The sequence below is a fragment of the Candidatus Halocynthiibacter alkanivorans genome (genome assembly GCF_003333265.1).
GTDB classification, from domain to species: domain Bacteria; phylum Pseudomonadota; class Alphaproteobacteria; order Rhodobacterales; family Rhodobacteraceae; genus Halocyntiibacter_A; species Halocyntiibacter_A alkanivorans.
This window is the reverse complement of the sequence record NZ_QOLB01000171.1, coordinates 1-17192: the sequence shown is the minus strand read 5'-3', so window position 1 is coordinate 17192 and position 17192 is coordinate 1. Positions and strand designations below refer to the sequence as shown.

The following is a 17192-nucleotide window of genomic DNA, read 5'->3' as shown; positions in this document are numbered from 1 at the left end:
TTCCGGTACATCAATGGGTTCTATAACCCTCGACGGCGGCATTCATCGCTTGGTGGAAAAAGCCCCTTGGCCTTCGAACGAAAGGCCGCCTAACATGAGATGAGAGACCGGAACTTTTGCGCGGCAAGTCCAGGTTTTGAACACCTACGAAGATACCGCTAAAAAAGGGGGCGGGGGGCTATCAGGATAACGGCGGCGAGGTCACAACGCTGTCGCTTAGGGTTGGCTATCTCTTTTAAATAAAATCGATGCTGAATACCGGCCCGTGCCTGCAATTCGGTATAGTCTGACATGTCGCTCCATCTACGATGGGTCCTGTTTGTCTATTCCGAGCGTAGTAACCGTGGTTCAATGGCGAACCGGGGCGCGGGTATCTACTTCATGTGTGCTGAACAGTAAGAGTATGTCAAATTTTGTGAAGAAGAGGCCCCTTAGCTTAAGACAACATAGGCAGCTTGCCCAGCGCAGCGGATGACAAGCAGACTGAGATGCTGCGCGATGCACGTATGACCGGTCAAGAAGGACAGTATCGCTGCGCTGACCGTTGGCGTGAAGGTCCGGTTAGGGCCGTGGATTTTGGTTGAAGAACACCTGATGGCTTGCAAGCTGCTGTGATTTGCAGCCAAACTGTCTTGGACTTTCAGATCTATGGAGGATCAGGGAATGCAGCCTTCTGCTGACGAAATCAGTCATCCAATCAGCGCCAACCTGACGACGCAGTTAAAGGATATTCAAAAGACGCTACCACTGCGGGTTCTGTCGAAGGCGGATTGGCAGCACTGGATCACCAAAGGTTACGTCGTTGTGAGACGAGCGGTCCCGCCAGCGCAGACTAAAGCACTGGCAGATGTTCTTTGGGAGTTTGACGAAAAAGACCCGAAAGATCCTGGCACATGGTACGCACCCGAACGGCGGTCCCACGTCCGCAAAGAGCTGAACAATGCAGGCATGGTTGAAATCTATCACCATCAAGCCCTCTGGGATAACCGGCAGACTCCCCGCATCTATGATGCATTCGTCGATATCTGGGACCGCGAAGACCTGTGGGTGACCATTGACCGTGCGAACCTGAACCCGCCAAAAAAAGACGCGACATCGAAGGACGGCTTCATTCATTGGGACGTCAATACCTCAATTGTTCCCCCGCCGATCGGAGTGCAAGGCGTTCTCAGCCTCGACACGCAGGACGAAGAGACCGGCGGATTTCAGTGTGCTCCTTATCTTTTTGAGCATTTTGACAAATGGGTCGCAACGCAGCCACAAGATCGAAATCCGCTTATGCCAGATATGGCCGGGATTGAACGCGAGAACATTACGTTGGCCCCTGGCGATTTGTTGATTTTCAACTCGCTACTGGCGCATGGCGTGCGCCCAAATATCTCAAAGGACCGTGTGCGATTGGCACAATACATCTCGATGCATCCAGCGGAGCCGTCGAATTCTGAGGAAAAAGCAGAGCGCATCCGGCTCTGGCATGAAATTGAGCCTCCGATGCGCCCAGACTTCCCGGGAGATCCAAGAGATTGGGAAAAGAAATTCGTCTCACCAGCAGTGCTGACGGATTTAGGTCAAATGTTGCTGGGACTGAAGGACTGGTGACCCGTTGTCGTTTTCTGTCACGCCGAATGCACTCATACAGGCATGAAAGCGGCGATTGGCAAAAGCTCAGTCAAAGGCGGAATTGCCCGTGCTGAAGTCGTTCCTTCTTGAAAAATGCTGCATCCTCCACGATTAACTAGAATGCGAAAGCTGCACCTCAACGTCACGTTGTCTTGTTAATGCCGGTTTGGCCCGTTCATTCCCGCTGTAGAAAAGCGCGAAAAATCCCGCACAAGTACTGGGGGGCAGTCCGATCGCCGGTGGAAGCCGGGGGCACAAATAGGATATTTTGCTCGTTGAACTGTTTTAATGCGACCTTCAGCTTGATCGGTTGTTTGCTGTGACAACGTCCCACAAAGCAGAGTGGCGTTGTCACCCACACATGGGTATAAGTTTGGCCCTGCTCCCGGCTGGTTCAACTAGGCGTGGCTTCACTCTCCAATTCACTGGCCCAAGGTGGGTTGGCGCCTTCGCGCGACACTGTGACGGCAGAAACCGCGACGCCAAGCGCCAGGGCCTCAGTCGCATCAGAAGCGGAAATCTGCGCGATTTTAGATTTTTCGAGCAAGCCGAGTTTATGCAGTTTCGCCAGAACCCCGGCGTTAAACGTATCTCCTGCCCCGACTGTATCTTTCACCGTCACCTGTGGCACTGGTACGCGAACCGTCTGACCTTGCGCAATAAGCGCTGTCGGGCCCTTCGCACCCTGGGTCAGTATCGCAATTGATGGACCAATCGCTTTGAGCGCGGCGAGTTTGTCAAGAATGGGTTGATCTCCCGGGATCAGCCAGTCCAGATCTTCATCGGAGACCTTTACGATATCGGCAAGCGCGATCATGCGATTAATCCGGGCGATATAGGCTGCACGATCACTGACAAAACCCGGCCGCACATTGGGATCAATCATCGTCACTTTACGAAGGGCATATTGTTCACACAAAGCAAGATAGGTTGAGGCGGCGGGCTCTGAGCAGAGGCTGATGCCGCCAAAATACATCGCCTGTACCGACGCAGGAATATCCGGCAGATCCGCAGGTGTGATCATGCGGCCGGCGGTGTTTTCATCGTAAAACGTATACTCAGCGTGCCCATTGCTCAACTTGACAAAAGCCAGCGTCGTCGGCCGGTCTGAGCGGATCGTAAACGAGGCATCCACGTTGCTTTTGCACAGGGTCTGTTCCAGTTGAACGCCGAACAGATCGGTCGACAAACCGGATAAATACCCCGTTGGCACTCCAAGCCGCCCCAGCGCAATCGCGGTGTTAAAGATCGCCCCACCTGCCAGAGGCGACAGACACCGGGTGGCACTATTTTCAACCGGCACCATGTCAATCAAGGCTTCACCGTTACAAAGGATCATTTCAAAAGAGTCCCGTAATCCGAGACCAGCAAATGCAGTGGCGCGGTATCTTCTTCGACTTTGGCAAATCGCCTGATCGGCATTTCAAAGACGTTGTCGGTATTGTCATCATTCACGGTGGACACTTCTGCGATCAAAACGTCGGCGCCCTCACCCCAGAACGCGTGCCAGATTCCCGGCAACAAGGTCACGCTTTCGCCGGGGTCGAGTTTCAGCAAACCACCGGCGGGCAGTGTCACCATTTGTCCGTCCACCGGGACCGTCACGCTGCCGGTCCGGTCAATCGAACCGTCCGAGTTGGCGGCAAACAGTTCGAGCACCAGCTTGCCGCCGCCCTTGTTAATAATATCTTCGGCCTTGATGTTGTGCCGGTGCATGGGCGAAATCTGGTTCTGGCGCGAGATCATGATTTTTTCCGCGTAAAGCATGCCCTGGCCTGAGAGCAGGTCGGCTTGAATTCCGTTGCGGGTGGTGAACAAAAACAAGCCCAGTTCGTCAAACTTTTCCTGACCATAATCGGTGATATCCCAGCCCATCCCCCGCTCTTGCAGAATGCGGGTGTCCCTGGCCCGCATTTCCTCGACACTCCAGTGAGCGAACGGCGGCAAGATATAGCCAAACGAGCGAATGAACGCAGCGCCTTCGAGCAGGATCTCATTAATGTGGGACCGTTTCATCGAATTTTCCTTTTGTCTCATCGAATTCGCGGATCGCAATTCGGTAATGGGTTGTCCAGGGTATGCCGGCTGTCAGGTCCAGGCCAAATTCCGACGGATGGGTATGTGATGTAGCGCAAAAGTCAGCAGCGCGGTCATTGACGTCAAAAAAACTGTTGTTCGGCTCGATGCCAATGCCGCAGAACTGCGCGCCATCAACAATATTTTCCAGGCCAGGGTTGGCGACCCATATCAGGCAATGCGGCAGCGCGGCTTTATCCCATTCCATCGCAACCTGGCACTGCGCCCGCGCATAGGTCAATGTCGCCGCCCCCGTGGTATTCCACAGCTGAACCAGCTCTTCGTTCAGCGGTGACAGATCGTTGAACATGTTGTGCCGGGACCCGTCAGCAAGACGGATTTCTCCCGCAGCCGTAAGGGGCGCGTCCGGCGACAAAGCCGAACCGGCGCGGGCCAGAGAGGCTGGCAGGCTTTGGCCCGATGAAAAACCAGGGAACGAAACCTCCAAGTCACCCGGTTCCTGCGGTAAGGCGAAAACAGGGTGAAACGCGATCGGTAAGCAGCAGTCTGAGCGCGGGGTTATCGTTAGTGTGAAATCGACCGAAGTGCCCCTTTCATCCAGCGCAATCTGGCGTTCCACCGCAGCCACAACATGGTCGGCGGGATAGTCAATCCGCAGTGTGATCGCTGCGTCAGACCGGGTTACAACGCTCCAGTTGTGATCGGTGCAAAAGCCATGCGTGTGTTGGTCCAGAACGGTTTTCCCGAATGGCACACAGGCCCACTCACCACCAAGCAACTGCAGATGCACCGGGATATCTTTGCGCAGCTTCCGGCGCAAATCACCGCGCCAGTCTGCCCTGGCAAAGGGCCAGAAAAAGGATCCGTCCGATTTGGTAAACCTGAGATCAAACAGCATCGCACCAGCGGACGACACCGTTGCATGCAAATCGCCCGCCTGAAGGCGCCACTCAGCGAGTTCAGAGACCGCGGGGGATTGAGAAGCAATATGTAACATGTCTCTGCCAGCCCCTAACGAATGCGCAACTCAGTTTCGGGATCAAAAAAGACTGCCTTGGTCATGTTAAAGGCAAGGCTGCTTGTTTGACCTGCCTCGACCTCTGCGTCGGCACGTAAGCGCGCGACAGCCTCGATCCCACCCAGCCGGGCCACCGCAAAAGTGTCCGAACCGGCGGGCTCTACCACCTCGATGACGGCCGCTCTTGTTACGATCTCCGCGCCGTGTTTTTTGTCCGATCCGTCAGGGTCGGTCAAAGCTTCGGGGCGGATGCCAAACATGACGCTCTTGCCGACATAAGCCTGCAGATCCGCTATACCGTTCACTGGCAAGGTCAGGGCAGTGGCCGCGCCACTGGTGATTTCGATGGTGAACTGGCCGGCCTCTTCTGACACTTTTGCGCGCATCAGATTCATCGACGGTGAGCCCATGAATGAGGCCACAAACATATTGGCCGGGTTGTTGTATATCTCGTCCGGCGTCCCCGCCTGTTGCAGACACCCATCCTTGAGCACTGCAATTTTTGTTGCGAGCGTCAACGCCTCGATCTGATCATGGGTCACATAAACAATGGTGGTTTTCAACCGCTGGTGAAGGCGTTTGATCTCGGTGCGCATATCAACCCGCAGCTTGGCGTCAAGGTTGGACAGAGGTTCATCAAAAAGGAAAACTTGCGGATCACGCACCAGCGCCCGGCCCATCGCCACCCGCTGACGTTGCCCGCCCGACAGCTGACTTGGCTTTCGGCCCAACAGGTCTTCGATCTGCAACAGCGCGGCTACCTCATTGATGGTCGCCATGATTTCCGATTTGGGCAGCCCGCGGATTTCCATACCGAAACTGATGTTTTTGGCCACTGTCATGTTCGGATAAAGCGCATAGGACTGAAAAACCATTGCGATATCACGCTTTGACGGATGCAGGCCATCGACAGAAACGCCACCGATTTTGATGTCGCCACCCGAGATTTCCTCCAACCCGGCGATCGTATTGAGCAGGGTAGATTTACCGCAGCCTGACGGGCCGACGAGAACCAGAAATCCCCCATCCTCAATGTCCAGATCGATGCCTTTCAAAACCTTAACGGAGCCATAGGATTTCTTAAGATTCTCAATTGTTAGCGCAGCCATTTTCTTATCCTTTTACGGCACCGGCCATCAGTCCGCGTACAAAATAGCGACCCGAGACGACATAGACAAAGAGTGTGGGCAGAGCGGCCAGAATGGCGCCTGCAAAGTGGACGTTGTATTCTTTGACACCCGTCGAAGAATTCACCAGATTGTTCAGTGCCACGGTCATCGGTGTTGAATCAAAGCCGGAAAAAGAGGCGCCAAACAGAAAATCATTCCACTGGTTGGTGAACTGCCAGATCACCGTTACAACGATAATCGGTCCCGAATTCGGCAACAGAATACGGGTGAATATCTGGAAAAATGTCGCGCCGTCGATCTGGGCGGCACCAATTAGTTCGGTGGGAAAGGCCGCATAATAATTCCGGAAAAACAAAGTCGAAAATCCGATCCCATAGACGAAATGGATCAAAATCAGCCCTTTGATTGTGCCGGCAATTCCCAGCAGCCCCAGAATGCGCGCCGCTGGGATCAGCACAATCTGGAACGGTATAAAGCAGGACAGAAGCAGCAGCGCAAACACCACATTTGCCCCCCGAAACCGGCATTTTGTCAGCACGTAGCCGTTGAGCGCCCCCACGATTGTGGACAGAATTACCGCCGGGACGACGATCTTGAATGAATTGGCGAAATAGGGTTTCAAGCCGGTTGGCTCGACGCCGATCTGGGCGGCAGACCAGGCATCACGCCACGGCTGCAATGACCAGTTCTGTGGCAAGGCCATCAGATTTCCGCCACGAATTTCATCCAGTGGTTTCAAAGAGTTCACCACCATCACATAGAGGGGAAGCAAGTAGTAGATCACAAAGAAAATCAGGACCGTATAGATCAGAGCACGTGTCAGCCGATTGCCGGTGACCGCATTGTCCTGGGAAACGCCGCTCATCGGTTTTCTCCGTTTTTGGTTTCGCTGTAAACATAGGGGATGATGATCGAAAAGATCATGATCAGCATGATGATCGCCGATGACGCGCCTATGCCCATCTGATTGCGGGTGAACGTGTAGGAATACATGAATGTCGCCGGCAGTTCAGTCGCCCGCCCTGGACCGCCTCCGGTCAGGGCAATGACCAGGTCATAGGCCTTGATCGCGAGATGGGCGAGCACCACAAACGCCGACAGAAAGACCGGACGCATCAGCGGAATGATGATCCTGCGATAGATGCGAAACCCGGAGGCACCGTCGATTTGCGCAGCTTTGATGATTTCATTGTCCACTCCGCGCAGCCCGGCCAGGAACATCGCCATCACAAAGCCAGAAGACTGCCAGACGGCGGCCATGACGACGGTATAGATGGCGAAACTGCGGTTCTTGATCCAGTCAAAATGGAAGCTTTCCCAGCCCCAGGCGTGCATGGTGTTTTCAATACCAATGCCAGGATCCAGGAACCATTTCCACGCCGTGCCGGTCACAATGAATGACAGCGCCATCGGATAGAGATAAATCGGCCGGATCACCCCTTCGGCGCGTATTTTCTGGTCCAGCAGGATCGCCAGAAACAGCCCGAGCGCAGAACAGATCACGATGTATAATATACCAAAAATAGCAAGATTTTTCAGCGCCGTGTCCCAGGATCTGAGTTTGAATAATTTGGTATAGTTGGCAAATCCGACCCATTCACTCGATGGGAGCATTCGTGAATTCGTCATCGACAGATATGCGGTATACAGAATAAATCCGTAGACGAACAACAACACGAGCAGGAAACTGGGCGCGACAACAAGGCGTGGCAACCAATTTTGAAGACGATCTTTCATCACTGACTTTCCGTTGATGGTGACCGGCGGGCTGGGAGAGCCCGCCAGTCGGAACGGCCGCTGGGTTGCCGCCGCAACGACCTTTGAGCGGTGTTACCTGGCGATTTCTACTGCGTCCACAAGCTCGGCAGCAGCGGTTACGCTGTCATACTCACCGTTGAAATGGGCAGTTACAACGTCATAGATCGCGTTCTTGATCGCCGCCGGATTGGCGTGACCATGGGCCATCGATCCATAGAGACCGCCGTTCGCGTTCGCCTCGGCAAAGTCAGCCATGCCTTTTTTGCCGCAATCATCGAAATCGGTATTCGGCACATCCGTACGCGCCGGAACCGAACCTTTGACTACGTTAAAGGCAGACTGGAAGACCGGATCCATCACCGAAGCCGCCATCGCGAGCTGCGCCTCTGAGGCACCACCCTGATCAAACATGACAAACTGATCGGAGTTGAATGTGACCTTGCCCTGGGTGCCAGGGAAGCGAATACAGATAAAATCCTCCCCGGGAACCTGACCAGCTTTCAGGAATTCACCCTTTGCCCAGTCGCCCATCATCTGCATGCCTGCAGTTCCCTCAATCACCATGGCGGAGGCAAGATTCCAGTCCCGGCCGGAGAAATTGTCATCCACATAGCTGCGCAGTTTGGCCATACGCTCAAACGCTTTTACCATATCGGCCCCACCAAGCGCCGCCGGATCGAGATCGATGAACGCAGCCTGATAAAAGTCAGCGCCGATGCCCATCACTACCGCGTCGAAAATTGTCGCATCCTGCCAGGCCTGACCACCATGGGCCAGAGGGGTAATGCCATTCGCCTTCATCGCGTCCAGAACCACAATCAGTTCGTCCCAGCTTTCAGGCGCTTTGCCCCCCACAGCATCAAGTGCCGATTTGTTGATCCAGACCCAGTTGGTGGAATGCACATTTACCGGCGCTGCAATCCAGACACCGTCATATTTTGAAAACTCCTGCAACGCCTCCGGAATTACCGCGTCCCAGCCGTCACGCTCAGCCACCGCATTCAAGTTGCCAAGCTTGCCAGTTGTGCCCGCCCAGTCCTTGATGTCGAACCCAAGCATCTGCGCTGCGGTCGGCGCGTCGCCCGCCACAACACGTGCCCGCAGCACGGTCATCGCGTCGCTGCCACCACCGCCGGCGATCGGCATGTCATCCCAGCCAAAACCCTTGGTCGCCAGATCGTCCTTCAAAACGCCGACAGCTGCGGCCTCACCGCCGGATGTCCACCAGTGCAGAACCTCGACATTCTGAGCCATTGCCGAGGTTGCGAACCCCGAAACCGCAATGATGGCCGCGCTTGTTTTTAAAAAAGTTGAAATTGTCATCATGTTCCTCCCAAAGAATAATCAGCAGTGCGTATTTATAACGTTTTAAATTAGCCTCCTGTCAACAGATTCTGCAAAAATGTCGAAACAAACCGCAATATGGCTGTATACTTGGCGTAAAGTGCAGTAAAATCTCCGACAACCGAAGAGGTTTAAATCGATTTAAATCCGGGCCGTGACAGGGAGAGCAGTTTGCCACACCGAAAACCGCCGCAGCACAATGCGGGCAGGCGCCCCACGTTAAAGACCATTGCAGAGATCTCCGGATTCGCCGTCGCCACCGTGTCACGGGCACTTGCCGGTGATCCCAAAATTGCACTGGCGACACGCCAGAAAGTCGCGAGCGTCGCCGCCTCGGTCGGATATGTGCCGGATCGTGCTGCACAACGCCTGCGCACCGGCAAGACAAAAGTCATCAGTCTGATCCTTGATCAGCACCAGGAAATTCTCGGTTTCGGCAATTCGTTGGTGGTGGGACTGACCCAGGCGCTGCGCGGCACAGATTACCACCTGAACATTACTCCGCATTTTCTCGACGACGGCGGTATAGGACCGGTGGAACGCATCGTCCGCAATAAGCTGGCTGACGGCATCATTTTTTCCCGTACCCAGCCTTTCGACGAGCGCGCCAGGTTTTTGTTGGAACACAAATTTCCGTTTGTCTGCCACGGCCGCACATTTCTGTCTGAACAACACGCCTTCGTTGATTTCGACAATGAAGCGTTTGCCAAAATGGCTGTTGAGCAACTGGTCCGGAAAGGGTGCAAACACGTTTGCATCATCTTGCCGCCGGAGGAGCTCACGTTCCGCCAGCATTTAAAATATGGCTTTATGACTGCGGTTTCAGACGCGGCTGTCCGCTATCATATCCCTGAGAATATCCATCTGGACGATACCTCTGACAGTATCCGTGAATGGGCCATGCAACTGGCTGCAAATAATGACTGCCCCGATGGTTTCGTATGTCCTGGTGAAACCTCCTATCTCGCTCTCAACAGCGGTTTCAGAGATGCAGGGAATGCCGACCAAAACAGAAAGCAGTTTATCGTGAAGGCAACAACATCGCTGATGCAGCAGATTGATCCCGGTGTTGATCGCATTCGCGAGGATATTCAAATCGCCGGTGAAGCGCTTGCTACGCAATTATTGAATCAGATCACCGTTACCGGTGCGCCTGTGCAACAGAGAATATTCCAGCCGGTGGCTGAATTCTAAAATACCGGCGCACTACGCACATGCAACTCAAGGGAACCCTCGCATGACGGATCGATGATTTACGTTTTCCAGCTGATCTTTGGATCGGGCATGATCTTGTCGATTATTCTGGGATTGCTGGCCATACTGCGGGGTGACATTGCCCGCCACCAGGCCTGGATGATGCGCGGCTATGCCATTGCTCTTGGCGCGGGGACGCAAACTTTCGCCAACATGGCATGGATTCTGATCGCAGGCGAGACGGTCGAATTTCCAGATGCTCTGCTGATGGGTGCGGGCTGGGTCATCAACCTTACCGTCGTCGAATGGATCATTCGAAGGCGACCAGCCGATCCAATCAGAGAAATAACGCTACCCAATCCAATTTAGCTCCGTTGGTCGTCGATGGTATAAGGGAGTGCTGTCTGGAATTCGTTCGACGTAGGCCACTTGTACATTTCGCGTGAACATTCGGCTTCTTGAGCGTCTCGGTCTGCCCTCCGATCAAGTCGGAGGGCAGATTCTACTTTTGGCGCTGTCGGGGCTAAACAGCCGCCTTCTGTTCCAGCCATTTTAAAATCGCCTGGGTTGTTTCTTCCGGCTTTTCCTGCTGGATCCAGTGTCCGCAATCCAGACTGACCACTTCAGCATTGGGCACGTACTCTGTAAGTTTTTCAAACTTCGGGATTAAATCCTGGTCGCCGTGGATCATAAGTGTAGGCTGTTGGATGATTGGGTTCACGTCCGCCAATAAGTGCCAGTTTCGGTCAAGATTTCTGTACCAATTTATACCGCCTGTGAACCCGGATGTTTCAAAGGCAGAGACAAAAACGGCCAGTTCGCTGTCGCTCATGATGGGCTCACCAAGTGGCGTTTCCGCTCTGGCGAGGTTGATCATCGCCATACCTAGCTGAGGCGGTGCCGAGGGCACGTTCTTGCGGAACATATTGCGAAGGAACCGGGATGTATTTTCTTCGAATACTGCGTCCGCGACGCCTGGCTGTCGATTAAAGTGGACAAAATAGAAGTCACCGCCAAATATCGCTTCCATCATCTCGATCCAGGGTTTCTCTCCGCGCTCTTGGTAAGGCAAGGCCAAGTTTATCACTTTATTTACCCGGTTTGGATGCAATAAGGTCAGTCCCCAAACGACCATTGCACCCCAATCATGACCGACAAAGGTGGCATCTTCATATCCGTAGTGATCTAGAAGTGCGATGAGATCACCTGACAGGTGTTCAATGTCATAGTCTGTTACTTCGCTCGGACATGATGAGTTGCCATAACCCCGCTGGTTTGGGGCGATGACATGGTAGCCCGCTGCGGCAAGAGCAGGTATTTGATAGCGCCAGGAAAAGGCATTTTCTGGCCAGCCGTGGCAGAGCACGATTGGATTTCCTTTATTCTGTTGGCCCGCTTCGAAGACTTCCAGTTCCACACCGTTGGCTGAAATAAGTGTGGGTTTGGGAAAGTCGGTTGGATTAAGCATTAAATTTCCTTTTTGTCGTCGCGGGGTGATCTGGCGACGCCTTCTGTTTCGGAGGGCGCTCTTTCCAGTCCCAGGGGTTTGCGGATGTGCGTCGCAATTTCGAAATCTCCTTGCTGACATGCACAGCCATTGCCTAAAACCTAATGGTGCCAAATACTGGCACTATTAAATGGGTGCCTTACGAAATGAATGTTCGCCTCCGACAAGACGCCATCGTGCGCAGCCTTCGCCGCAGCGGCACTTCGACAGTCGCTGACTTAGCGGAAGAGGTTGGCGCCTCCAGGCGCACGGTCTTGCGTGACATTAGTGCATTGCGGGATGAGGGCTTTGTCATTCATTCTGAACCTGGGCGCGGGGGCGGCCTGCAACTTGATCCGCAATCGGTTCAGACCACAGCGCGGCTCTCGGTCGCCGAAGTGTTTGCGCTTCTCATCAGCGTTGCATCGATGCGTGCTGCCGGAAGTCTGCCCTTTTCAGGTCTCGCAGACGCCGGGCTTGCCAAAATTGAGAAAGCCCTGCCGTCGGACAAAGTTCGGGATTTGCGCCGATTTCTGGATTGCTTGTACGTAGGGCGGCTCTCTCCGCAGGTAGACATATCCGATTTGGGAGCGATGGACCCCGCGTTGCTGCCCGCATTCGAGACAGCTTTTCTCCAACGGCTACACCTGCGTTTTCAGTACCGTGACGCAAAAGGGGCCGTAACCAGTCGACATGTCGAACCGCAAGCCATGCTGATCTTGCCACCACTATGGTATTTGGTGGCCTGGGATCCTGCGCGCAAAGACTTCCGGCATTTTCGAATGGACCGGATCAGCGCACCAGAAAACGTCAATGGCGCAACATTTCGGCGGCGACATGTACCATTCGAGGATGACGTCCGCCCAATTCGGCATTTACCTCGCTGACTTTCTCGCATTGAGCAGCATTTGGCATTACATCTCGCGCACTTAATATATGACTGGAAATTCGGTGGCCATCTTGCCAGCTTCCACAAACCCGACATTTGCTGCGGCACAGAAAATCTGCAATTTGGGCTCAATACTGCCCTTCGCCGCGGTGGTCACGAACGGCCGCTGAGGGCCATTCGTGACAGTGATGGCAGAGGGAAGTGGTCCGATTTCTGCTCCATGCACATTTCGGCGCGAAGGGCGGATTGCGGCCCTTCGCTGCGGGATGCGCCAAGGTCAGCTGTGCAGGACAAAGTGGCGATGTTGAGCCACTCAGATTGTCCAGTTAGCGGTACAAAACAGATAGTCAAAAGTGCCGCCCGTGGAACCCTGATCATTTTGTACCAGATTGCCGAGTTCAGAATCTATTTGAGGTTGATTTTCGCAAGATATGTTGTTTGCGTATCTGAGCCGAGGAATATCATGGTGGCCAGGAGACGGTAAATCAATGAGTTACGCAATCTATGTTGGGAAAAACCAATCATCTTCTGGTCACGCGTGGCTAGCAGGATATGGTGACGAACCCTCCAGCCATTGGTTGGAAATAAACCCACGAAAACAACATCATCCGGGTAAAACGATCGCCGTTGGGGTGAGCGAATATGCAGATTTGCCGGGGATACAAACTGCGATTCCTCAGGCATCCGAAACCGCTCGAAACATTCGTGTCGAATATTCCTACTATAAAGGCGTACCGGCTCCCGTCACCAACGGCGGATTAAACGAATATGGAGTTGCTGTTCGTGACATATGGTCGACATCCCGCGACGAACTTATCGCGATGACTCCGGTCAATCAAAGTGGTCCGAACTACAGCGACCTGGCACGCATAGTAGTTGAGAGAGCCAGAACTGCACGAGAGGGGGTAGAGTTGATTGCTAAGCTAATTGCCGACTTTGGCGAAAGCACCTACGGTGGCAATTCGCACCTGATCGCTGATGCTGATGAAGCGTGGGTAATGATCCAGTTTGCAGGTGGGCAGGGATTGTGGGCGGCAGAGAGACTGGGGGCCGACAGCATTCGCGCCTCACGGCCTGGATACATCGGCATTATCCCGATTGACGAGCCAGATCACCCAGACTTTCTCTACTCCTCCAATCTGATAAGTCTCGCCAGGTCACAGGGCTGGTACGCCCAAGGAGAGTTCGATGTGAACTCAATTTTGGGCGATGGCAAAGGTCGATGGGACGGCGTTCAGTGGATCGAATCTGAGATGGCAAAGAGGGCGGCGCGGTCTGAAAAAATTGGTCTGAACGACATAATTTGGGCAATCCGAACGCCAAGTCTGACAGGGGACACTGCCGGATATGGGCAAGTGGTACCGCTATGCAATCCGACCCACAATGGACTCCGGTTCTTGTGGCACGCGCCGATAGGAGGCCTCGCGGCACCGTTTGCGCCTGTATTTATGGGCCAGAACAAAGTGCCTGAAGAATTCCAGATGCATCGTTATCTGACTACCGGCGAGTCCCATCGCTTTATGGACAATCGCAAAGAGGTTACCGGTGCCGACGATACGCTCTCAAAGGTATCACAGCGGACCGAAGCTTTTCGTTGCGCGGTCTCCGAGTGCAAGCGGCTCTTGTATCTCATGCTTCAGAATCAAGACCGATATATACCGGAAGTTGTCCAGTGTTTTGAGAATCGTGAAGCGATTGTGTCCAGGCAAACTAAGACCATGGTGAAGGCAGCCAGTGCCCTGATCGATCAAGGCGACGAGTTCGCAGCATTCTCTTTGCTTACGTATTTTAGCAACAATGAGTTGCTGTCTGGCCTTGAGTTAGTCGCCACACTGTCCGCCAGCCTAGAAGCGCTAACAAAGTTGGCGGGACAAGATGATCGCAACGCCAGCCTCAAAATGTATGATCAGATTTGGTAGATTTCCCCTTGGGGCCAGCAATGACAAAACCAACGTTGGCAACTATGGGTTCAAAACCGGACTTTCGCCGCAATGACGGTCAAGGTCCGGAATGGGCCGGTCGTGACAGTGATGGCAGAGGGGATTGGTCAGATTGCTGCGCCAGGCACATTCGGTGCGAAGGGCGGTTTGCCGACCTTCGCTGCGAGAGACACCAAGGACCGCAATGCGCAGGAAGCGGACTTTGTAAATTTTTGGCGAGTAACCGGTAGTCGTCTTTTGCCGTCTGACTGAAGCCGCGACATTTCATGCATTTCATGCCGACGTACCATTTATTTTGCAGGCAAGGCAAAAACGCCATTGCGATTGTGCAAGGCTCAACCGATGGTCTCCCCATCATGACCAAACCATTTTCTTTTCGCGATGACCCCGCCGTCCCCGATTTCCACGACCGGGCGCCGGTTGCTGTGATGGATGCCGAATGCGCCGTTTGCAGTTGGGGCGCAAGGATTATCCATCGGCTCGACCACTCGGGCACTGTGCGGATCTGCCCGATTCAAACACCCTTGGGGGCGGCCCTTCTACGGCATTACGGGCTAAGCCCGGACGACCCATCGAGCTGGCTTTTCATCGACGAGGGCGTGGCCCATGTCGACATTGAGGCTATCGTTCACGCGGGTCGGCGTTTCGGAGGCTGGGGGAGCGTCACCAGAGCCCTGTTGATCCTGCCCAAACCGCTGCGCGACTGGCTCTATCAGCGCCTTGCACGTAACCGGTACCGGCTGTTTGGTCGGGCAGACATGTGTTCTCTTCCTGACCCTGATTTTCAGCGACGGATGCTGCAGTGAAGGTTTTGGTGCTTGGTGGATACGGGGTTTTCGGTGCTCGCCTTGCGCGGCTCTTGATACGGGACGGGCACGATGTTTGCATCGCGGGACGCAATCGTGCCGCAGCGCAAAGTCTAGCGGCTGAGCTGGGCTGCAACGCGCTTCGGTTTGACCGCGCCGGGGATCTGACTGCACTGGCAGGCTTCGACGTCGTGGTCGATGCAGCTGGGCCTTTCCACAGTTATGGTGATGACCCGTACCGGCTCGCCCGTGCTGCGATTTGTACGGGTGTGCATTACTTGGATCTCTCGGATAATGCAACATTTTGCGCCGGGATTGCGGCGTTAGATGACGCGGCCCAGGCGGCCGGGCTTTGTGTCATTTCAGGGCTCTCCACGGTTCCCGCTCTCTCAAGCGCGGCAGTGCGCGCCCTGGTAGGAGATGAGATACCGCGCGTGATCGACAGCGCGATCCTGCCCGGCAATCGCAGCCCGCGTGGCCTCTCGGTGATGGCGTCGATCCTCGCTCAGGCGGGGCGGCCTATGTCAATTTGGCGCGGGCGGAAATGGTGCTGGGCAAGGGGCTGGTCGGCCCCCCGCGACTATCTCTTACCTGATGGGGTGAGCCGTCAAGGCTGGCAAATCGAAGTGCCGGACCTGCAGTTATTCCCCGCGCATTTCGGTGCTGAAACAGTTGTCTTTCGCGCCGGGCTTGAGCTTGGCGTGATGCGCTACGGGTTAGCTGCCTTTGCCTGCCTGCGCCGGGTAATGCCGTTCCCGGTTAACCTACCGGTGGTCCGGGCCTTCAAAATCGCGGCTGATTTATTGGCACCTTTTGGCGGTGGGCGCGGTGGTATGGTTGTGATGGTAGTCGTTGGACAGGAGCGGCGCTTTTGGCGACTTCTGGCCGAGGATGGTGACGGACCTTTCATTCCGGCCATTGCTGCGCGTGCCCTGTTGCGCAGGACGACCCTTCCGGCAGGGGCCCGCGTGGCACTGGAGGCCATCTCGCTTCAGGAAGCCGAAGCCGCAATGTCGGATCTGCGCGTGCGCACCGAACATGCAAGCGAGCCGCTTGATCCGATCTTCCCACGGGTGCTCGGGTCCGATTTCGCCGCTTTGCCAGCCCAAATCCGCGCGACGCACTTGACTGCCGATTGCAGCCGCTGGCAAGGGCGAGCCAAAGTGCATCGCGGAGATGGGCTGTGGAGCCGTTTTCTTGGGCGAGTATTCGGCTTTCCTGAAGCCGCTGATGAAATTCCGGTCACAGTCATCAAGACCGTCACACCCAAAGGGGAGACTTGGCTGCGTCGCTTTGGCCATCGCAGTTTCCGCTCACGTCTCGTTGCGACACCAGCGGGGATGACAGAGAGCTTCGGCCCTTTCACGTTCCTTTTGGGACTGAAGTTACATGACAACGCGTTGCACTATCCCGTTGTCACTGGAAGGTTGGGACCTGTGCCGCTACCGCGCTGGCTTTTGCCTATTTCTGAGACGCGCGAATACGTGAGCAACGACGAGTTTCGGTTCGACGTAATGCTGTTTGCTCCACTCACGAAAGGGCTTCTGGTTCATTACCAAGGGACGCTTCACGAGATGGCAAGCGATGCCCCCTTTTATGGTTCAAGTTGTTAACATCGGTCACGAGGCGCTGATCCGCATGAAGTGAATATCGATTAAACACTCCTCACCGTCAGCTTTATTGGTTTACGCCCATTCAGACAAACCACTGCAGCTCACAAAATGGTCTCATTCCGGAATAGTGCCGCAGTGTTATTTGGGTCGGCTTAGGGGTTGGGAGCGGTCATTGGACGCCAAATGCATGAATGTCAGCTAATGGGATGTACCGGCTGCTTCACCCCCTCGGGTTAAACTGTGTTTGTTTCACCCGCCAGCAGAGGAGAAGTAGCCATGAGTTCGAAGAAGAAGGAAATCAAGATTGAGGCGCTGATGTCAGTTGGTATCGATATTGGGAAGGACGTGTTCCATTTG

General features: G+C 54.5%; 15 protein-coding genes. 7 read left to right on the top strand and 8 right to left on the bottom strand.

Annotation, left to right across the window (positions count from 1 at the left end):
• The first annotated feature begins 663 nt into the window (after positions 1–663).
• Positions 664–1599 (top strand): phytanoyl-CoA dioxygenase family protein, encoded by a 936-nt coding sequence (locus tag DWA01_RS22830; RefSeq protein WP_114288113.1) that lies wholly within the window; start codon positions 664–666, stop codon positions 1597–1599.
• Between the two features lie 415 nt (positions 1600–2014).
• Here the strand turns inward: DWA01_RS22830 and DWA01_RS22825 are convergent, their stop codons facing one another.
• The 7 genes from DWA01_RS22825 to DWA01_RS22795 all read right to left on the bottom strand — a co-directional run bounded on the left by DWA01_RS22825 (position 2015) and on the right by DWA01_RS22795 (position 8886).
• Positions 2015–2959 carry a carbohydrate kinase family protein gene (locus tag DWA01_RS22825; protein ID WP_114288112.1) on the bottom strand — a complete coding sequence of 315 codons (945 nt, stop codon included), beginning with the start codon at positions 2957–2959 and terminating at the stop codon, positions 2015–2017.
• Positions 2956–3636 carry a D-lyxose/D-mannose family sugar isomerase gene (locus tag DWA01_RS22820; protein ID WP_114288111.1) on the bottom strand — a complete coding sequence of 227 codons (681 nt, stop codon included), beginning with the start codon at positions 3634–3636 and terminating at the stop codon, positions 2956–2958. Before DWA01_RS22820 ends, DWA01_RS22825 begins: the two co-directional genes overlap by 4 nt.
• Entirely contained in the window at positions 3617–4654 is a 1038-nt protein-coding gene (locus DWA01_RS22815; protein WP_114288110.1) for a hypothetical protein, read from the bottom strand. The genes DWA01_RS22820 and DWA01_RS22815 overlap by 20 nt, the downstream gene beginning before the upstream one ends.
• Before the next feature lie 14 nt (positions 4655–4668).
• Entirely contained in the window at positions 4669–5784 is a 1116-nt protein-coding gene (locus DWA01_RS22810; RefSeq protein WP_114288109.1) for an ABC transporter ATP-binding protein, read from the bottom strand.
• A gap of 4 nt (positions 5785–5788) precedes the next feature.
• On the bottom strand, positions 5789–6670 hold the full coding sequence (locus tag DWA01_RS22805; RefSeq protein WP_114288108.1) for a carbohydrate ABC transporter permease: 882 nt from the start codon (positions 6668–6670) through the stop codon (positions 5789–5791).
• Positions 6667–7542 carry a carbohydrate ABC transporter permease gene (locus DWA01_RS22800; RefSeq protein ID WP_114288107.1) on the bottom strand — a complete coding sequence of 292 codons (876 nt, stop codon included), beginning with the start codon at positions 7540–7542 and terminating at the stop codon, positions 6667–6669. Before DWA01_RS22800 ends, DWA01_RS22805 begins: the two co-directional genes overlap by 4 nt.
• A 93-nt stretch (positions 7543–7635) precedes the next feature.
• Positions 7636–8886 carry an ABC transporter substrate-binding protein gene (locus tag DWA01_RS22795; protein WP_114288106.1) on the bottom strand — a complete coding sequence of 417 codons (1251 nt, stop codon included), beginning with the start codon at positions 8884–8886 and terminating at the stop codon, positions 7636–7638.
• 192 nt (positions 8887–9078) lie between these two features.
• Between DWA01_RS22795 and DWA01_RS22790 the strand changes: the two genes are divergently transcribed.
• Complete coding sequence (locus tag DWA01_RS22790; RefSeq protein WP_160116103.1) at positions 9079–10101, top strand: LacI family transcriptional regulator; 1023 nt, start codon at positions 9079–9081, stop codon at positions 10099–10101.
• 54 nt (positions 10102–10155) lie between these two features.
• A complete protein-coding gene (locus DWA01_RS22785; protein ID WP_114288104.1) occupies positions 10156–10470 on the top strand; it encodes a DUF2306 domain-containing protein in 315 nt (104 codons plus the stop codon).
• Between the two features lie 154 nt (positions 10471–10624).
• Here DWA01_RS22785 and DWA01_RS22780 read toward each other — a convergent pair whose 3' ends face one another.
• Positions 10625–11569, bottom strand: coding sequence for an alpha/beta fold hydrolase (locus DWA01_RS22780; RefSeq protein WP_114288103.1), 945 nt, complete (start codon positions 11567–11569; stop codon positions 10625–10627).
• A gap of 185 nt (positions 11570–11754) precedes the next feature.
• Between DWA01_RS22780 and DWA01_RS22775 the strand changes: the two genes are divergently transcribed.
• From DWA01_RS22775 to DWA01_RS22755, 4 genes are all read left to right on the top strand, one after another.
• On the top strand, positions 11755–12474 hold the full coding sequence (locus tag DWA01_RS22775) for a helix-turn-helix transcriptional regulator (RefSeq protein WP_114288115.1): 720 nt from the start codon (positions 11755–11757) through the stop codon (positions 12472–12474).
• A 490-nt stretch (positions 12475–12964) separates the two neighbouring features.
• Complete coding sequence (locus tag DWA01_RS22770) at positions 12965–14395, top strand: C69 family dipeptidase (RefSeq protein WP_114288102.1); 1431 nt, start codon at positions 12965–12967, stop codon at positions 14393–14395.
• Between the two features lie 377 nt (positions 14396–14772).
• The gene (locus DWA01_RS22760) at positions 14773–15222 is read left to right on the top strand and encodes a thiol-disulfide oxidoreductase DCC family protein (protein WP_114288114.1); all 450 of its coding nucleotides are present in this window, start codon (positions 14773–14775) and stop codon (positions 15220–15222) included.
• Positions 15219–16835, top strand: coding sequence for a saccharopine dehydrogenase family protein (locus DWA01_RS22755; protein ID WP_114288100.1), 1617 nt, complete (start codon positions 15219–15221; stop codon positions 16833–16835). Before DWA01_RS22760 ends, DWA01_RS22755 begins: the two co-directional genes overlap by 4 nt.
• Positions 16836–17192 lie beyond the last annotated feature (357 nt).